The organism is Mycobacterium sp. IDUB_19 (genome assembly GCF_055419445.1).
Genome location: NZ_JBVAXR010000001.1, coordinates 1 through 17975, shown reverse-complemented (window position 1 = coordinate 17975; position 17975 = coordinate 1). Strand labels below are relative to the sequence as shown.

General features: G+C 66.4%; 17 protein-coding genes. 5 read left to right on the top strand and 12 right to left on the bottom strand.

Annotated features, from left to right (window positions below; genetic code table 11):
* Positions 1-2 precede the first annotated feature (2 nt).
* Positions 3-3932 (top strand): Pls/PosA family non-ribosomal peptide synthetase, encoded by a 3930-nt coding sequence (locus ACZY0B_RS00085; RefSeq protein WP_463761902.1) that lies wholly within the window; start codon positions 3-5, stop codon positions 3930-3932.
* The gene (locus tag ACZY0B_RS00080; protein ID WP_463761900.1) at positions 3929-5248 is read left to right on the top strand and encodes a M1 family metallopeptidase; all 1320 of its coding nucleotides are present in this window, start codon (positions 3929-3931) and stop codon (positions 5246-5248) included. The genes ACZY0B_RS00085 and ACZY0B_RS00080 overlap by 4 nt, the downstream gene beginning before the upstream one ends.
* A gap of 2 nt (positions 5249-5250) precedes the next feature.
* Here the strand turns inward: ACZY0B_RS00080 and ACZY0B_RS00075 are convergent, their stop codons facing one another.
* Genes ACZY0B_RS00075 through ACZY0B_RS00060 form a run of 4 tightly spaced genes read right to left on the bottom strand, consistent with a single transcriptional unit; the run spans position 5251 to position 9268 of the window.
* Positions 5251-6222 carry an LLM class flavin-dependent oxidoreductase gene (locus tag ACZY0B_RS00075; RefSeq protein ID WP_463761899.1) on the bottom strand — a complete coding sequence of 324 codons (972 nt, stop codon included), beginning with the start codon at positions 6220-6222 and terminating at the stop codon, positions 5251-5253.
* A gap of 1 nt (position 6223) precedes the next feature.
* Positions 6224-6709 carry a VOC family protein gene (locus ACZY0B_RS00070; RefSeq protein WP_463761898.1) on the bottom strand — a complete coding sequence of 162 codons (486 nt, stop codon included), beginning with the start codon at positions 6707-6709 and terminating at the stop codon, positions 6224-6226.
* Between the two features lie 21 nt (positions 6710-6730).
* Positions 6731-7990 (bottom strand): MBL fold metallo-hydrolase, encoded by a 1260-nt coding sequence (locus tag ACZY0B_RS00065; RefSeq protein WP_463761897.1) that lies wholly within the window; start codon positions 7988-7990, stop codon positions 6731-6733.
* Positions 7991-7999: 9 nt separating this feature from the next.
* On the bottom strand, positions 8000-9268 hold the full coding sequence (locus ACZY0B_RS00060) for a sulfotransferase family protein (protein WP_463761896.1): 1269 nt from the start codon (positions 9266-9268) through the stop codon (positions 8000-8002).
* Positions 9269-9318: 50 nt separating this feature from the next.
* On the opposite strand from ACZY0B_RS00060, the gene ACZY0B_RS00055 reads away from it, so the two are divergent.
* The gene (locus ACZY0B_RS00055) at positions 9319-10218 is read left to right on the top strand and encodes a helix-turn-helix domain-containing protein (RefSeq protein ID WP_463761895.1); all 900 of its coding nucleotides are present in this window, start codon (positions 9319-9321) and stop codon (positions 10216-10218) included.
* On the opposite strand, the gene ACZY0B_RS00050 is transcribed toward ACZY0B_RS00055, so the two are convergent.
* On the bottom strand, positions 10208-10594 hold the full coding sequence (locus tag ACZY0B_RS00050; RefSeq protein ID WP_463761894.1) for a DUF2237 family protein: 387 nt from the start codon (positions 10592-10594) through the stop codon (positions 10208-10210). The genes ACZY0B_RS00055 and ACZY0B_RS00050 overlap by 11 nt on opposite strands.
* 79 nt (positions 10595-10673) lie before the next feature.
* Positions 10674-11006 carry a PE domain-containing protein gene (locus ACZY0B_RS00045; protein ID WP_463761893.1) on the bottom strand — a complete coding sequence of 111 codons (333 nt, stop codon included), beginning with the start codon at positions 11004-11006 and terminating at the stop codon, positions 10674-10676.
* 163 nt (positions 11007-11169) lie between these two features.
* On the opposite strand from ACZY0B_RS00045, the gene ACZY0B_RS00040 reads away from it, so the two are divergent.
* Both ACZY0B_RS00040 and ACZY0B_RS00035 read left to right on the top strand, forming a co-directional pair.
* On the top strand, positions 11170-11673 hold the full coding sequence (locus ACZY0B_RS00040) for a TM2 domain-containing protein (RefSeq protein ID WP_463762353.1): 504 nt from the start codon (positions 11170-11172) through the stop codon (positions 11671-11673).
* Positions 11674-11768: 95 nt separating this feature from the next.
* Complete coding sequence (locus ACZY0B_RS00035; RefSeq protein ID WP_463761892.1) at positions 11769-12899, top strand: cellulase family glycosylhydrolase; 1131 nt, start codon at positions 11769-11771, stop codon at positions 12897-12899.
* Here ACZY0B_RS00035 and ACZY0B_RS00030 read toward each other — a convergent pair.
* The 6 genes from ACZY0B_RS00030 to ACZY0B_RS00005 form a co-directional block, all read right to left on the bottom strand.
* Positions 12896-13990 carry a Rieske 2Fe-2S domain-containing protein gene (locus ACZY0B_RS00030; protein ID WP_463762352.1) on the bottom strand — a complete coding sequence of 365 codons (1095 nt, stop codon included), beginning with the start codon at positions 13988-13990 and terminating at the stop codon, positions 12896-12898. The genes ACZY0B_RS00035 and ACZY0B_RS00030 overlap by 4 nt on opposite strands.
* Before the next feature lie 60 nt (positions 13991-14050).
* The gene (locus ACZY0B_RS00025; RefSeq protein WP_463761891.1) at positions 14051-15154 is read right to left on the bottom strand and encodes a nitronate monooxygenase; all 1104 of its coding nucleotides are present in this window, start codon (positions 15152-15154) and stop codon (positions 14051-14053) included.
* Between the two features lie 17 nt (positions 15155-15171).
* Entirely contained in the window at positions 15172-16020 is an 849-nt protein-coding gene (locus ACZY0B_RS00020) for an enoyl-CoA hydratase/isomerase family protein (protein WP_463761890.1), read from the bottom strand.
* Positions 16017-16457, bottom strand: coding sequence for a nuclear transport factor 2 family protein (locus tag ACZY0B_RS00015; RefSeq protein ID WP_463761889.1), 441 nt, complete (start codon positions 16455-16457; stop codon positions 16017-16019). The genes ACZY0B_RS00020 and ACZY0B_RS00015 overlap by 4 nt, the downstream gene beginning before the upstream one ends.
* Before the next feature lie 10 nt (positions 16458-16467).
* Positions 16468-17241 carry an SDR family NAD(P)-dependent oxidoreductase gene (locus ACZY0B_RS00010; protein ID WP_463761888.1) on the bottom strand — a complete coding sequence of 258 codons (774 nt, stop codon included), beginning with the start codon at positions 17239-17241 and terminating at the stop codon, positions 16468-16470.
* A 61-nt stretch (positions 17242-17302) separates the two neighbouring features.
* Positions 17303-17975: TetR/AcrR family transcriptional regulator (locus ACZY0B_RS00005; protein ID WP_463761887.1), on the bottom strand; the 673-nt coding region annotated here is incomplete at its 5' end.

The window sequence follows — 17975 nt, the reverse complement described above, 5'->3', positions numbered from 1 at the left end:
GGGTGGCGATAGCCCCCGTCCCGGCACAAGTCCCGGCGCAGTACACGCTGTCGCCTGCCGCACCCCGCCCGCGCACGCTGATCGACATCCTTTATGAGACCGCCGCGCGCTACCCGGACGCGACGGCCATCGACGACGGCACCGTCCAGCTCACCTACAGCGAACTGATCAGCGACATCGAGGCCAGCGTGGAGTGGCTGGCCGCCCGCGGCATCGGCCGCGGCGACCGGATCGGCATCCGGATGCCGTCGGGCAGCTACGCGCTATACGTGGCGATCCTGGCGACGCTGGCCACCGGCGCGGCGTACGTCCCCGTCGACGCCGACGACCCCGACGAGCGCGCCGAATTGGTGTTCGGTGAGGCCGGCGTCGTGGGCGTCATCACCGAGGCGGGCTTGCTCCGCGGCATCGGCTTATCCCGGGGCTGGCGGGCCACCGCGCCGCTGGGTCGCGACGACGCCTGGATCATCTTCACGTCCGGCTCGACCGGCCTGCCGAAGGGCGTGGCCGTCACGCACCGCAGCGCCGCCGCGTTTGTCGACGCCGAGGCGCAGATGTTCTTGCAGGACAACCCGATTGGCCCGGGCGACCGGGTACTGGCCGGGCTGTCGGTGGCTTTCGATGCGTCGTGCGAGGAGATGTGGCTGGCCTGGCGACACGGCGCCTGCCTGGTTCCCGCGCCGCGCTCGCTGGTGCGCAGCGGGATGGACCTAGGTCCCTGGCTGGTCACCCGCGACGTGACGGTGGTGTCGACGGTGCCGGCGCTGGCCGCGCTGTGGCCTAGCGAGGCGCTGGAAGCGGTGCGGTTGTTGATCTTTGGCGGTGAGGCCTGCCCGCCGGAGCTGGTCGAGCGGCTCGCCCCAAGCATGCAAGAAGGCCGGGAAGTGTGGAACACCTACGGCCCGACCGAGGCCACCGTCGTCGCGTGTGCGGCGAAGCTCGACAGCTCGGGACCGATCAGCATCGGGCTGCCGTTGCCGGGCTGGGACCTGGCCGTGGTCGATGCCGACTGCCTGCCGGTCGCCTTCGGCGACGTCGGCGAGCTGGTGATCGGCGGCGTCGGGCTGGCCCGCTACCTGGACAAGGACAAGGACGCCGAGAAGTACGCCGCGATGCCGTCGCTGGGCTGGCAGCGCGCCTATCGCAGCGGCGATCTAGTCCGGCTGGAACGCGACGGGCTGTATTTCTGCGGCCGCAGCGACGACCAGGTCAAGCTCGGGGGCCGGCGTGTCGAATTGGGCGAAGTCGACTCGGCGCTGGTGCACCTGCCGGGGGTCAGCGGCGGAGCGGCCGCGGTCCGTCACACCGCCACCGGCACACCGGTGCTGGTCGGCTATCTCGTCAGCACCGATCCGGCGTTCGACCTCAACGAGGCGCGCGCCCGGCTCGCTGCGCAACTGCCGGCCTCGCTGGTGCCGCGGCTGATCCGGGTCGACGAGCTGCCCACCCGCACGTCGGGCAAGGTCGACCGCGACGCGCTGCCGTGGCCGCCACCGGGCGGGGAGTCGGACGAGTCGGCCGATCTGGGCGGCACGGCCGGCCGGCTCGCCGGGCTGTGGCGGGACCTACTGGGGGCAGCGGTGGACACTGTCGAGGCGGATTTCTTCGCGCTCGGCGGTGGCTCGCTGGCCGCCGCGCAACTCGTGTCCGGGCTGCGGCAGCAGTACCCGCAAGTCACCGTCGCCGACCTGTACGACCATCCCCGGCTGGGCTCGCTCGCCGGGTTTCTCGACGAACTCGAGCCGCCGCCACAGGTCGCCGAGCGCACGGTCCGGCCGACGCCGTGGCTGACAAGGTTCGCGCAGACAGTGCTTGCCCTGCCGTTGGCGACGCTGGCGGCGCTGCCGTGGTTGACGTGGCTGGCGCTGGGCAACAACGTCGCCCGCGCCCTGCACGTGGTGCCGTGGACCGTCGCGGTGAACTGGTGGCTGGTCGCGGCGGCGTTCGTCTTGTTCGTCACGCCGTTGGGCCGGATGGGCATCGCGGTGCTGTGCGCACGGACGTTGCTGTCGCGCGTGCGGCCGGGCACCTACCCGCGCGGCGGCTCGGTGCACCTGCGGATCTGGTTCACCGAGCGGGTCGCCGAGGCCAGCGGCGCGCACAACCTGTCGGGGGCGCCGTGGCTGGTGTACTACGCCCGCGCGCTCGGCGCGAACATCGGCAAGGGTGTCGATCTGCATTCACTGCCCCCGGTCACCGGGTTGCTCACCCTCGGACACCGCTGTGCCGTCGAACCCGAGGTCGACCTGTGCGGTCACTGGATCGACGGAGACGCGTTCCATGTCGGTGAGATCGCGATCGGCGATGACGCCACCATTGGCGCGCGGTCGACGCTGCTGCCCGGCGCGGCCGTCGGCAAGAACGCCGACGTGGCACCGGGCGCGGGCGTGCTGGACAAGATCAAGAACGGCCGGTACTGGAAAGGCTCGCCGGCGGTGAAGTCCGGCCGGGTCAACCACCCGTGGCCGGACGAGCGGCCGCCGCGCAGGACGCGCTGGGTCGTGATGTACGGACTGACGTCGGTTCTGCTGGGGGCGCTGCCGCTGCTCGCGGTGGCAGCCGGCCTGGCAGTCATCGTGGTCGCCGTCCACCACACGCACCGGCTGTCGCAGGCCGTGATCCCCGCGCTGTTGTGGACACCGGCCGCGACGCTGGCCGCGCTCGCAGCGTATGCACTGCTGACCGTGCTCGGGGTGCGGCTGTTATCGCTGGGATTGCGCGAGGGCTATCACCCGGTACGCAGCCGGGCCGGCTGGCAGCTGTGGGCCACCGAGCGGCTGATGGACGCCGCGCGCAACTATCTGTTCCCGCTGTATGCCAGCCTGCTGACGCCGATGTGGCTGCGACTGCTGGGCGCCAAAGTCGGCCGCGGCACCGAGATTTCGACGGTGTTGATGACGCCGAAGTTCGCCGTCATCGAGGACGGCGCGTTCCTGGCCGACGACACGATGGTCGCGTCCTACGAGCTCGGCGGCGGCTGGATCTATGCGGCCAAGACGACCGTCGGCAGGCGCGCATTCCTCGGCAATTCCGGTATTACCCAGCCGGGCCGCCGTGTTCCCGACGACGGACTGGTGGCCGTGCTGTCGGCCGCGCCGTCGAAGGCTAAGCGCGGCTCGTCCTGGCTGGGCAGCCCGCCGATGCGGCTGCGCCGTCGCCCCGAGGAGGCCGATGCTGCGACCACGTACGACCCGCCGCAAAGGTTGAAGACGATGCGGGCGTTGGTGGAAACACTCCGGCTGCTGCCGGTGATCGCGTCGGTCGCGATCGGGCTCGCCGTACTTGGCGGATTACAGGCGCTGGCAAGGATATTCGGCATCTGGTGGGCGGCGCTTGGCGGCGGGTTGGTGCTGCTGGCGGCGGGCGCGATCGCCGGTGTCATCTCGATCGTCGCGAAATGGCTTCTGGTCGGCCGGATCAGAGCCAGCGAATACCCGCTGTGGTCGTCGTTCGTCTGGCGCAACGAGGTGGCCGACACGTTCGTCGAAACCGTCGCCGCACCCTGGTTCGCCCGGGCGGCCAGCGGCACGCCGGCGTTGAATCTGTGGCTGCGCGCGCTGGGCGCCCGTATCGGGCGCGGCGTCTGGTGTGAAAGCTATTGGCTGCCTGAGGCGGACCTTGTCACGCTGGACGACGGATCCACCGTCAACCGGGGGTGCGTGGTGCAGACCCACCTGTTCCACGACCGGATCATGCGAATGGACAGCGTTGTGCTGGAACCCGGTGCGACGCTCGGGCCGCATTGCGTCGCACTGCCCGCGGCCCGGCTGGGCGCCGGCGCGACGGTAGGCCCCGCGTCCCTGGTGGTCCGCGGTGAAGAGGTGCCGGGATCGACGCGCTGGCAAGGTAATCCGATCAGGCCGTGGAATCCCGGTCGCAAGAAGGCGCGTAAGGCTGCCTCCGGGCGTGGCGTCGAGGGCACCGCCGCATGAAGCCCTCCCCTAAGAAAGCGCTGCCGGAAGTGATCGACCAGTACCTGCCGAAAAACGGCAACTCCGGATACCAGGTGTCGCGGTATGAGCTGGACCTGGACTACAGGGTCGCGTTGAACCGGCTGTCCGGCACAGCCACGATCACCGCCGTCACGCTGAACGAGTTGCAACAACTCACGCTCGATCTGTCGACTGCGTTGACGGTGTCGAAGGTGTCGGTGAACGGCAAACGGGTGGACCAATTCTCCTGTCGCGGCAGCAAATTACGTATACGCCTGGGATCGAAGCTGCCGACCGGGGCCGGGTTGTCGATCGTGGTGCGATACGGCGGTTCGCCGAGGCCGATTCGTTCACTATGGGGCGACGTCGGTTTCGAGGAGCTGACCGACGGTGTACTGGTCGCCGGGCAGCCCAACGGCGCCGCGTCGTGGTTCCCCTGCAACGATCACCCCAGCGCCAAAGCCGCGTTTCATATCCAGGTCAGTACCGAAAGCCGGTACCGGGTGGTTGCCAACGGACAACTGGTGTCGCGCCGGGCCCGCGCCTCGCGCACGGTGTGGACCTATGAGCAGCGCGAGCCGACGTCGACCTACCTCATCACCCTGCAGATCGGCAGCTACGAATTGCGACGGCTGGCCCGCACACCGGTGCCGATACAAGCCGCGCTGCCCGAGCGGCTGCGTCCGGCATTCGACCACGACTTCGCCCGCCAGCCCGAGATGATGCAGTTGTTCATCGAGCTGTTCGGACCGTATCCACTGGCCACCGGGTACACGGTCGTTGTCACTGACGACCCGCTGGAAATACCCCTTGAAGCCCAGGGGATTTCGATCTTCGGCGCTAACCATTGCGACGGCACGCGGTCCAGCGAGCGGCTGATCGCCCATGAACTGGCGCATCAGTGGTTCGGCAACTCGGTGACGGCGGGCCAGTGGCGCGATATCTGGCTACACGAAGGATTCGCGTGTTACGCGGAGTGGTTGTGGTCCGAGCGAAGCGGCGGGCCGAGCGCCGACGAACTCGCCCGGCTGCACCACGCGCAGCTACGTACTGAGCCGCAAGACCTGCTACTGGTCGATCCCGGCGCGCGCGACATGTTCGACGACCGCGTCTACAAACGTGGCGCGTTGACCCTGCACGCGCTGCGCGGACGGCTGGGCGGTGACAATTTCTTTGCGCTGCTGAAGGATTGGACATCGCGGTATCGTCACGGCACCGCCGTCACCGACGACTTCACCGGCCTGGCGGCCAACTACTCGGACGAGTCGCTGCGCCCGTTGTGGGACACGTGGCTGTACTCGACGGCCGTGCCCTGAGTTCAGCTGAGCGCGGGCAGCACGGTGTCGGTCAGCAGCTGGACCGATTTCCACGCTTCGTCGACGGGCATGCCGCCGACCAGTGGGTGCAGCACCAGCGGCCCGAAATCGTCGCTGTCCCGGATTTCGGCGATGAGCTCATCGGGAGTCAGGAACCGGTAGCGCCCCGATGCTCTGACCTCGTCCAGCGTTTGAACGCCGGGCAAGTGCATCAGGGATCGTTGGTCGGTTGACCATTCACCGTAGGTGACTGCTTCCCAAAGGATGTACTCCCCGAGTTCGGCCCAGGCCCGGTCGGGATCCTCGTGCAGATAGATCATTCCGCGATTGACTGGCCCGGGCATCAGGATCAGGGGCTTGATGGCCGCAGCAGAACACAGTTCGCGGTAGTAGGCGGCGATGTCGGGCAGATGGTCGGCCAGGCTGAGCGGCAGCCGGAACCGGGCCGCGCGGCGAGCGGTGGCGCGCGCACCGCCACCGACGTACAGCGGCGGATGCGGCCGGCTCCAGGTACCGGTACAAATTCCCGCGTCCGCCTCGGCGCCGGACCAAACCGACAGCATCCGCTCCACCAGGCTGTCCATCAGCGTGCCACGCCGGCCGAAATCCAGGCCGAGCGAATCGTATTCGACGGTTCGGTAGCCCAGACCCACCGTGGTGTGCAGCCGTCCGCGACTCATGTTGTCCACCAGCGCAATGTCTTCGGCGAGCCGGACCGGATTCCATAGCGGCCCCAGCGCGCAGTCCACGCTGGCGATCATGGTGGAGGTGCGTGCCAGGAACATCGCCGCGGCCATGATCGGGTTGCAGCTCCAGCCGTGGCCGGTGGCGTGGTGCTCGTCGACGCTGACCGACGTGATGCCATGGGACTCACCCCATTGCGCCAATTCGAGGGCGGCGGACAAGAGTTTGCTCTGCGTGCGGGGTTCGCCATGCGGCGAGGCGAAGTTGAAGCGCAGCACCGTCAGTGCCATGTCAGGCTCCGTCGGGGCCCGGCGCGGCCATGGACTCAACGAACGCGGCGAAGTCGGGGAACAGCGCGCGGTCGACAATCTCGATGCGGGTGCCGAACGCGTCGACGTAGTAGGCGAACATCCCAAACTCCGAGTCCGGTATTGCTCCGGTCATTTCGAAGCTGAAACCGTGGTTCTCCAACGCACGTGCGGTGTCGACGAGGTTGTCGGTGAAGTAGCCGACATGGTGGACGGAGTTGCCCGGTGCGGGTGTCCAGGGCGTGCCCGGCACCTCTTGGACCAGTTCGATGTACGGGCTCTGCACGGAATAGACGATCGTCGAGGTCAGGTCGCGAACCCCTTCGGTGGTGCGGAAGGGCAACGTGTAGCTCAGCGGGGTGATCCACCGGTAGCCGGCCAATGCGCTGAGCCGGGCCATCGCGGCGTCGAGGTCGGGCACCACGATGCCGGTGTGATAAAAGTCCTTGGGTTGCAGTGCGAATGCCATAGTGATGTCCTTACCGCGCCGTCACGAGTTAGTCGCAATTTGTCTTGAGAGCCAAGCTCTTTCCCAAAAGTTGGTGGTACCGTCCAGCAGGCTTTTGTGCGCTTCCCTGAGCACTTCGCGTGCCCCCGGATGGTCCGGCTGCGCGGCGGCGACGAGCTCGGCAAGGTGGATGGCGTGCAGTGGACGGTTCTCGGCGAGGTGCGCTCTTGCCCTGCCCTCGAGCGCATCGGCTCCAGCCAGTTCCACCACGTCCGTGCCGACGGCGTCGAAGCCGATGGGATAGAGCTCGGTGGTCGACCGGTGGTGAAACCAGCCCGAGTAGTTCTCCCACACCGCCCGCACATCCCAGGAGACCTTCCCATAGCCCTCGCCCACTTCGTATTCCGCGGGCAAGACGATCTCACTCATCAGGGTCTGAACATCTTTTCCGGCGTTCATCCCGGCCACGGTCTGGTCGTGAATGTACTCGACGGCGTTGCGCAGCCGGGTGAGCTCGGCATGGATGCGCTTCTGCCCCGCGATCGGTTCGAAATGACCCGTCACCAAGAGTTCCGGCTGCAGGTCGCGCACCCGTTCGACCGATGAGATCGCGGTCAGGGCGTCACGGTAGCGGTCGCCGCGCATCGTGACAAGGTTGGGAATGTGCCCGAATATCGGGCCAAAAGTATTTCCACACAGGCAGATTCGTTCGTCGGGCAGCCATATCACCAACGAGTCGGTTGTCTCACCGCCCGGGACTGAGATCAGTTCCAGTCGTCGGCCGCCGACGTCGAGGGTGAGCGTGTCTTCGAAGTCGAGGTCGACGGTCGGGACGCTCTGGGCGGGCAGCCGCGTGGTGCCGAGACGGTCTTGAATGGCCTGGATTCCCGTCGCCAGGGTGGCCTTGAAGGCGAAGGCGCTGCGGCTGGCGCGGTACGGGATCAGCCGTTCGTTGTCGTCTCGCCAAAGCGTCCAGTTCGCCTGGGCCACAACGGTTGTGTCAGGGTCGCGGACGCTGTCCAGGCCGCCGACATGGTCCACGTGTCCCTGGGTGAAGATGATGTAGCGCACCGGCGAGGGGTCAACGGCGTCGAAGTTGGCGCGATGCACCGGGCCCTCGAAGCCCATCCCGGTATTGACGATCACCCGGCCGTCGTCGGTGGTCAGCAGGTACGCATTCGACAGGCCTGGCGAGCACCACAGTCCAGGCGCGATCTGCTCGGCCCGCTCGGCAGCCGCCGGCCGCAGACCATCGGCGCCCGGCCTGCTGCGATAGACCGGCTCAAAGTCTTGGCTACCCATCGATGCTCCTCATTCGGGGCGAACGTCGAACCGGTCGAAGTAGAAGTCGAACCGCCCGCGCAGTTCATCGGCCGAGACGCCGAAATGCCTTTGCAGGTCGTAGCGGATGCGGCCATGCTTGCCGCGCGGATTGCCGTCCAGGTACTGCTGGAACCGCTTACGCACCTTCGGTGTCAATTCGACCCCGCCGCGCCGGTAAAGCTGTTCGAGCAGCGGTATTTCGTTGCCGTTGAGCTGGTGGAAGTTGATGTCAATGCTCCGTTCGGCGGGCACCAGCTCACGATCGCGGACACATGCGCTGAGCAACCGGTGCACCCGATCGGTCCAGTAGTCCAACAGCCACTGCGGATCGATGCTCGTCCGGCGTAGCCGATCGGAGTAGGCCATCATCGTGATCGCCGACTGCACCACCGCGACGGGATCGCGATGGGTGAAGGCCACCGTCGCGTCGGGAAAGGTCGCCATCAAAGGGCCGAGTTGCTCACAATGCTGGGGACTCTTGAGGATCCAGGTCTGCGGGCCGCGCAGAAAGGTCAGCGCCCGCAAGACCTTCTTCAGATACGCGTAGTGCCGCGTTTGGTCGAGGGCGAGGTAATAGTCGCGCCAATCCGGCACGCGGGCATGCCATTCCAGGACGTAGCCGGCCAGATCGAGATCAAGGAGTTCGACCTCTTCCTCGATCGCCTCGGGGAACCGGTCGTGCATGGCGGCGACTACCGGCGCGCTGGCCATCAGCGCGTCGTATTCGGACTTGGCGCGCGCATAGCGAGGGTCAACCCCGAAGATGTCGGGGCCATCACCGCGCGCTGGGATCGGCTCCTGACTCTCCCAATACGGCAGCGCACGGCGGCGTGGGTCGGCCGCAATAAGATTCACCAGATGGGTGGTGCCGGATCGCGGCATTCCGACAACGACGATGGGCTTCTCGATCGGGATCGACTCGATCTCGGGGTAGCGCTTGACGAGCTCGGTCAGCGACAACCGGTTTCGCAGCAGGCGAACCACTCGCTGCCGCAACGTCGAGCGGCTGAGCTGCCGCAGGCCGTTGTCGGCTTCGATCGCGGCGACGTGCGCGGTGAGGCGGTCCCCGAAGCCGTCCGCGTCGTCCAGGTCGTCGGCACACGCTTGCTCGACGGCCTCCGCGAGCATCCGGTCGATGTCGAAGTCGACCTGTTTGGCCTCGGTGAATTCCAGTATTTGACGCTGGACATCGGTCAGCTGCGGCGAGGTGAGATCGTCGAAATCGATGTCAGCGATGTCGGGGCCCGCAGCGCCCATGCGACCGCCTCCTCGACCAGGTGTCGAATATTCGACGTATCATTCGAAATATGGTACGGACGGTAGACGCGGTGCAGACGCCTCGTCAACCCACTTCCCCACCGACCGAGCGGGTGGTCGCGGTCATGCAGCTGCTCGGATCCCAACCCACGCGGGCGTTCTCCCTCGCCGAGATCACCCGCGAGCTCGGCATCAGCCGGGCCACCGGCCACGCAATCCTGACGACGCTGGCCACTCACCACTGGGTGGTGCGGGACATCGCCACCGCCGCCTACTCCTGGGGACCTGGCATCGCGGCACTGGCGAAGCCCGCCGACGACCGGGTCTTCCACGGCATTCTGCAGCAGCTCGCCGAATCCACAGCGGCACAAGCGTTTCTGGCGTGTCGCGAGGGCAATGCCATCGTCGTGGTGGACAGTGCCGGTGAATCCACGTCCGGGATGCGGATCGACCGTGGATTGCGCATGCCATTGGTCGCACCGTTCGGCCGCGACTACATTGCCGGGAGCCCCGCTGCCGCGCAGCGTGCCTGGCTGGACGGCATCGGCAAGCCGTCGACCGCGCTATCCCGGCGAATCACCGCGGTGCTCAGCGAGATTCGAGTACGCGGATACACCGTCGAACGACTCAGCCGCGAATACCTCCAGGTGTACACGGCGCTGCGCGCGCTACGCGGAGACGGAGAGCCCGACGCGATCACCGCGCGGCTCGCCCGAGCGTTCGCCGATCTGACCGTGATCGACGTCTTGGACGCCGAACTCGCCGCGGACGGCAAGCTCAATATCGCCACCATTTCCGCCCCGATCTTCGACGAGGACGGGGTTGTCGCGATGTCGATCAGCGTCGCGCCGTTCACCGACCTCCCCGCGTGCGACGTCCTGCGAATGAGCGAGCAGGTCTGCGCCGCGGCACGAAGGATCGAACCGCAGATCGCGAGGCCTACAAGTTAGCCAGGTCGTCGGGAACGTCGACTTGGTGTTCCAGCAGCGCTTCGAGCGGCACGACCTCGAGGGTGCGTTCGTGGGTGGAGGCCAACACCACCGGGGCGGCACGACCGTCGCGATGAGCCCGAAGCCAATTCAGGGCGGTGACGCACCAGCGGTCGCCGGGTAGCAGGCCAGGAAACCGGTACTCGGGAACCGGCGTCAACAAATCGTTGCCGATCGAACGCTGGTGCTCGAGAAACTCGGCGGTCATCACGGCACAGATCGTGTGGCGGCCGACATCCTCGGGCCCACTCGAGCAACAGCCGTCGCGGTAGTAACCGGTGAGAGGCTCGTTGCCGCACGGCTGCAGCGAGCCGCCGAGCACGTTGCGATCGGACATCTCGTTAGTATCGCGCCGTCGGGCGGGAAGTTAGAAGACATATCGCGGTTTGCGCCGCGCGAATTACCCCGCCGTGCGCCTACCCGGCGAGCCGGTATGCGACCGGCGGACGGATCCCCTGCAACCTGCCGGCCGCGGCGGCGTCGGTCTCCGAATACACCCGGGCAATGTCGACAAGCGCGGTGCCCGTACGCACCAGTTCCGCATGCGCCGCATCGAGGAAACCAAGCAACTGGGTGGCCTCTGCCGCAAACGCCGTTGCCGCCTGACCCGAGACCTCATCGGCGCCGGCGGGAATTGGCGCGGTCACCGACGGCGTTGCCGCCGCACCGGCCGCAACGGCCTGCATCGCGCCGCCGACGACGTCGACGCCGACGCCGGCCACGGCCGGGTCGAAGGACATCGACTGCATCGGCGTACTCCTGACGTCAGCGAATCTGTGTTGAGTGCGATAGTAGCAGTATGCAATTGTTTGTGTCTATAAAGGTTGCACTATGCGAAGATTTCGCTGGCGACGGACACGCGACGTCCCGACCGGATGGACTCCCCCGCGACGGAGGAGTTAAGTCATGCCTATGTCGACGCCGAACCCGCCCGGATTCCCGCCGCCTGAGGGTTGGCAGCCGCCCGGCTACTTCCCGCCCCAACGCCCCCCGATGCCACCGCCGTCGGGGTACCCGGGGTACCCGCCGCAGCCCGGCTATCCACCACCACTGCAACCCGGCTATCCAACGCCGCCGCCGTATCCCGGTTACGCCGGCTATCCCGGAATCCCGGGTGACCCCCAAGCGCCGTTCGGCCGCGATCCCGCCACGGGTGTGCCCCTGTCCGAAAAGTCCGCCACCACGGCGGGTCTGTTGCAGATATTCCTCGGGGTGTTCGGCGTCGGTCGCTTCTACATCGACTCGACCCAGATCGCGATTGCGCAGCTATTGCTAGGCCTGTTCGGACTCGTCTTCAGCGTGTTCTGCCTAGTCGGGTTGCCGGTCCTACTCGGCAGCATCGTCTGGGCCATCGTCGACGCCGTCATGATGTTCAGCGGCAGCGTGAAAGACAATTACGGCCGCAAGCTTCGCTAGCGCCGGATCACGATCAGGTCACAATTCCCAACCTCAGATGATTGCAATCGGCGCGTCGAACCTCCTGTAGGACAAGGGAAAATTAGTGTCACTTCGTGAACCGCCGAACGGCCATGAAGCTGCCACTGATGCTGGCAGCGGGCGCGGCTCTGGCTCAAGCGCCGCGCGCCTCTGCCGAGGCTGGCCGGTGGTCGTCCGACCGTGCCAACGCCTGGTATCGCGCGCAGGGCTGGCTTGTCGGCGCGAACTACATCCCGTCGACCGCCATCAATCAGCTGGAGATGTTTCAGCCGGGAACCTATGACCCCCAACGCATCGACGGCGAGTTGGGTGCGGCCCGGTTACTCGGCTTCAACACCATGCGAGTCTTCCTCCATGACCAGTTGTGGGCCGCCGATCGTCAGGGCTTCCAAAGCCGTCTCGCCCAGTTCGTCGGCATCGCGTCGCGCCATGGCATCAAGCCGCTGTTCGTATTGTTCGACTCCTGTTGGGATCCGTTCCCCAAGTCCGGCCCGCAGCACGCGCCGGTACCGGGGGTGCACAACTCCGGCTGGGTGCAGAGTCCGGGTGCCGAACGCCTCGGCGACCCCCGCTACGTCCCGGTCATGCAGGATTACGTCACCGGAGTCTTGAGCCAGTTCCGCAACGACGACCGGGTTTTGGGTTGGGACCTGTGGAACGAACCCGACAATCCCGCAAAGGAATATCGCAAGGTCGAGCGCTCAGACAAACTGCAGCGCGTCGCCGACCTGCTTCCCCAGGTGTTCCGGTGGGCACGCTCAGTTGATCCCGCTCAGCCATTGACGAGCGGTGTGTGGCAAGGATCCTGGGGAGACCCGGGAAGTCGCAGCCCAATCAGCGCCATTCAGCTCGACAATGCGGACGTGATCACCTTCCACAACTACGGCAAACCGGCCGAGTTCGAGTCGAAGATCAGTGAACTGGCGCCGATGGGGCGGCCGATCATCTGCACCGAATACATGGCTCGGTCCCAGGGCAGCACCATCGAGGGGATCCTGCCAATTGCCAAGCGCCACAACGTTGGTGCCATCAACTGGGGTCTGGTGGCCGGGAAGACCCAGACCTACTTTCCTTGGGACTCATGGAATCACCCGTACACGGCGCCGCCGAAAGTTTGGTTCCACGACCTTCTGATGCCCGATGGCAGGCCCTACCGGGAAGGCGAAGCCCAGGCGGCTCGAGGGCTTACCGGCGGGCTGGGTTAGCCCGAATTCACCGTCGCCGCCAGGTTCTGCGCGACCTCGTGCTGCCAGAACTTGTTGGCGTGGTTGGTGTCTACCTCGATTTCGAAGCGGTCCGTCATCTCCGCGGTGACGTCGCCGGCGTCGACGTAGAACTGCTCGTACCAGCGCCGGTGCTGATAGACCGCGCCGTCCTCCTCGGTGAGCAGCGGGTTCTCGATGCGCGTCTTGTGCTTCCAGATCTCGACGTCTTCGAGGAAACCCTCGCCGAACGATCGGCTCATGGCGGCGGCGAGCTTGGTCGCCTTGGCCGCCGGTAGGCCGGGGAGTTCCTGGACCGCCACGCCCCACTGCAGCACGAACGAGTCGTGGGTGACCGGGTAGTGGCAGTTGATCAGCGCCACTTCGATCGTGAAGTCCGGCGCCACGTCGTTGTGCAGCCAGTTGATCATGTAGGCGGGACCGAAATACGTTGCCTCGGAACGAAGTTTCGTCCCCTCCCAGAGATTGTCGTAGTTCTTCGTGGTATCGGGACGAGCCTTCGACTCCATGAGCTGGGTCGCCGTGTGGCCCTCGATGATGTTCTTGAAGAACGTCGGGTAGGCGTGGTGGATGTAGAAGAAGTGGGCCATGTCGACGTTGTTGTCGACGATCTCCCGGCAGTGCGATCCCTCGATGACAATCGAGTTCCACGACCACGGCGACCACTGTCCTTCGGCGTATCCGTCGATCGTCGGCGGAAGGAGCTCGGCCGGGGGCGTCGACCCCTCGGGGTCGTGCCAGACCAGCAGTTGGCCATTGACCTCCCCGGTCGGCCAACGCCGCGTACGTGCCGATCGGGGCGTGCGCTTGGCGTAGGGCACCAGTGAACAACGACCGGTCGAGCCCTGCCAGCGCCAGTCGTGGAACGGGCACGCCAGCGAATCGCCCTTGATGGTCCCTTGGGACAGGTCACCACCCATGTGGCGGCAATACGCGTCAAGGATGTGCAGCTCGCCCTGCGAGTCGGCGAACACCACGAGGCGAGAACCAAATGCGTTGATCGCGTGCGGACTTCCGTCACGGAAGTTTTCGGCCAAGCCTATGCAATGCCAGCCGCGGGCAAAGCGCGTCATGGGTACGCCGGTGTCGATGTCCCGGACGTCGTTGTTGGTTGTGACCACAGCGATTCCTCCTCAGCTGTCTTCCGCCAGTCGCCGCACGGTGGCCAGCCACTCCTCGACGATGTCGAGGACCACCTCCCGCGATCGCCGCACCTTGTTGATCGACCCGATGATCTGTCCCGCCGGAGAGCCCGCCAGCGCGGCAGACCGCGCTCGCATGAACCGTGCCGAGGCATCGGCATACACGATGCCTTGCAAGGGCATTGGCAGCGGGGCGGGATTTCCGGGGCCGTCCCAGGCGTCGGTCCAGTCGGTGCGGATCTGACGGGCCGGCTTGCCGGTCATCGCGCGGGAGCGCACCGTGTCGCTGTACCCGGCCTTCAGCAGGTTGTCGACGACCCAGGGTTCCGTGGCCGCCTCGGCGACCGTCAGCCACAACGACCCGGTCCAGGCCCCTTGTGCGCCAAGGGCCATCGCCGCCGCCATCTGCCGACCGTTACCGATGCCCCCGGCGGCCAGCACGGGAACGTCGGGCCCGACCTCATCCACGACCGCGGGCACCAGCACCATGGTCGAGATCTCGCCGGTGTGACCCCCGGCCTCGCCACCCTGGGCGATGATCACATCCACTCCCGCGTCGACATTGCGCCGGGCGTGCCTCGGCGAACCACTCAATGCGCCCACCAGAACGCCCTTCTCGTGCGCGGCCTCGATCGCGTATGCCGGTGGCGGACCAAGTGCATTGACGATCATCGATACCGGATGACGAAGCGCGACCGCTACCTGGCCCGGCCCTTCTGCTTCGACCCCGAGGCCGGCCGCGATCACCCGGCGCTCGGTGTCGTCCGGCAGCGGCGGTACGCCGTGGCTGGTCAGCACTCGCTCCATGTGTTCGGTGTGACCGGCCGGAATCTGGGCGCGCAGCGCGTCGAGACTGAAAGGCTCGCCCTTGCCGACGAACTTCTCCGGCATCGCGAAGTCCACGCCGTACGGTCGGCCACCGACGTGTTCGTCGATCCAGGAAAGCTCCACCTCGAGGCGCTCTGCGTTATAGGCGAGGGCGCCCAGCACCCCGTATCCACCGGCCTTGCTGACCTCTGCGACCACGTCTCGGCAGTGCGAGAACGCGAACAGCGGGAACTCGATGCCGAGTCGCTCACATAGGGAATTCACCATGGTCAATGTCCTATCGCTTACAGCGGGTTCCATCGAGCGGTCCCGTCCTCGCGGAACGCGGCGAACGAATTAGCCAGATCCCCGTTGCCCGTGCACATCACCTGTGTCCGGTTCTCGATGTCGAGCGCGTGACGCAGGCCCGGCGAGTCAATGGTCTGCCACATGGTTTCCTTGGTCATCCAGACGGCCAAGGGCGAGTTCTGGGCTATCTCGCGGGCTTTGGCGACAGCGCTATCGAGCAAGCTCGCCGGGTCGACCACTTCGAGGATCAATCCGATGGCGAGCGCTTCGGCCGCGTCGAAAACCCTTCCGGTGAGCATCAATTCGGCGGCCCGCGAGGCTCCGACCAGGCGTGGCAGGAAGTAGCTGGTGCCCATGTCGCAGGCCGATACGCCGTGCCGGATGAAAACCGCACCGAACGTCGCCGATTCAGCCGCATACCGAATGTCGCAGGCCAAGGCCAGCGCAAAGCCACCGCCGAGGGCAAATCCGTTGACCGCAGCGATAACCGGGACGCGGAGCCGGTGGATCTTCTCGAAAGCCGAGGCCATGAGTTCCTGCGCGGCCATCGTGACCGCGACGGTCGAGGTCGCCGCGGATCGCAGCTCGGCGTACGGAACACCCGCGCTATCGGAGAGATCGCCGGGCTGCGACTTCAAGTCGGCGCCGGCGCAGAACGAGACACCGGTGCCCGTCACCACGATCGCTCGCAGCGTGGGATCGCCGTTGAGGGCGTCCACCAGGCGATGCATGTCGACAAGAGTCTGCGAGTCCAAGGCATTTCGGCGCTGCGGACGGTTGATGGTCAAGATCGCGATGGCACCGTCGTCGAGGCGCTCGACGGTGATCGCCGTGTCGTTGCTCACGAGCTCGCCCCGGCGTCGCCGGCGAATCCCGCGACCATCGCGGCGGACACCAGGGGGTTGTCGAACTCGCGCCACAACGTGATCCTGCCGTCGCGAAACTCGAACACACCGATGTAGTCGTTCTGGTAGACGACGGGCTTGTCCCGCCCCAGCGCGTCGCCCCGATATCGCGCCACCAAAATGTTCGGGTCAAGCAGGTCGTAGACGTCGGTCAGAGTGATGGTGAATTTTCCGAACATCGCGAACATCGACCCCAGCAGGTCACGGATGCCGCCCTGGCCGGAATCCGGAACAGCGTCCTCGTAAGGCAATTCGAAGCGGACATCGTCGTGGAGCTCGCCGACGACCGCGTCGAGGTCGAGCGCACTGATGCCGTCCATCGCCCGACGAAGTGTTCGCTTATTGGCTTCGCGCGTCGCGCTGTCGGAGTCGGTCATCACTGCCTTCCTACCGGGCTACCATTCCGCCGTCGGCGATGATGGTCTGCCCGGTGATGAAACTTCCGGCGTCGGAGAGCAACAGCAGTGCGGGAGGCACCATCTCGGCGGGTTCCGCGATCCTCTTCAGCAGCGCGGCGGCCTTCATCACCTCGAGGAACTCCGGCGGGTTGGCCCTGGCCATGTCGGTATCGACGGATCCGGGCGCCAGGGCATTGACGCGGATGCCCTGCGATGCGAACTCTGCGGCCATGGAGCGCGTGAACGACACCATCGCGGCCTTGGCCGCCGAATACATCGACACCGCCGGCGAGTAGATGAAGGCGCCGGCGGAGACGACGTTGAGGACCGAAGCGTGCTCACTGTTACGAAGGTGCGGCAGGGCCGACTGGATCAGGAACACCGGACCGCGCAGGTTGACCGAGAACGACTTCGACCACGCTTCGGCAGTGAACTCGCCGAGCGGCAGCGACAGTGCGTTGGCGGCGTTGTTGACCACCATGTCGATGCCGCCGAACTCCGCGACGGTGGCGTCGACGAGACGGTCGATCGCCTCCAGGTCACCCAGATGCGTGGGGACGCCGACGGCCCGTCCGCCGCCCAATGCCTGCAGCTTGTCGGCCGCCGCGACGCACGCATCGGCCTTTCGGCTGGCGACGGCCACGTTGGCCCCGCACTCGACCAACCCCTCGGCGATGGCCAGTCCGATGCCGCGCGTGCCGCCGGTGACGATGGCGCTGCGGCCCGTGAGGTCGAAGAGCGCGTGCAGCGAATTCTTGGTCAAGGTCTCCGAAGCCTCCTCCGCACCCGCCTACAGCGCCATTACCTTACACAATGTAAAGAAACTAATCCTTGGCCGCGATCCCATCGACGATCAATGACCTCAAATGCGCGATCAGTTCGGACTCGCCGAGCGCCTTGTTCACCGAAGTGTGCAGCGTGACGGCGCCGCGCACGGTGTCCATCAGCGCGCTCCCGTCGACCTCGGGCCGCACCAGACCCTCGGCCTTTCCACGTTCGATCAGGCGGACCCACCGCGCCCGGATCGGTGCCATGTAGCGCGCTTCGACCTGTTCGACCAAGTCGGGCCGGCTGTAGAGCACGGTCGCCACACCCGGCATGCCCGCCAGGTACGCCGGATCCGACTGCACGCGCACCATGCCGGTGATCAGGCTGGTCAGCGCCTCGGCGAAGGGGAGTTCGTCGATCGCGGGTAGTTCGCCGGGTGCAGCAAAGATGGCGTCCTCAACCAGCGCGAACTTGCTGCCCCAGTGTTCGTAGACGAAAGGCCGCGACACCCCGGCATGGCGCGCGACGCCGGACAAAGTGATTTCGTCGTAGCCGTTGGCGATCAGCAGTTCGCGGGTGGCGGCGATGACCGCCGCGCGGCGCGCCATGTCGCGCGGGCGCCCACGCGTGGCGTCGTCAGCCCTGATCTCCGGCACGTGCCGTGGCTTTCGCGCTGCGCGGCCCGGCGTCATCGTCGAACCATACCCACTGACTTGTGGCGGTGGGCAA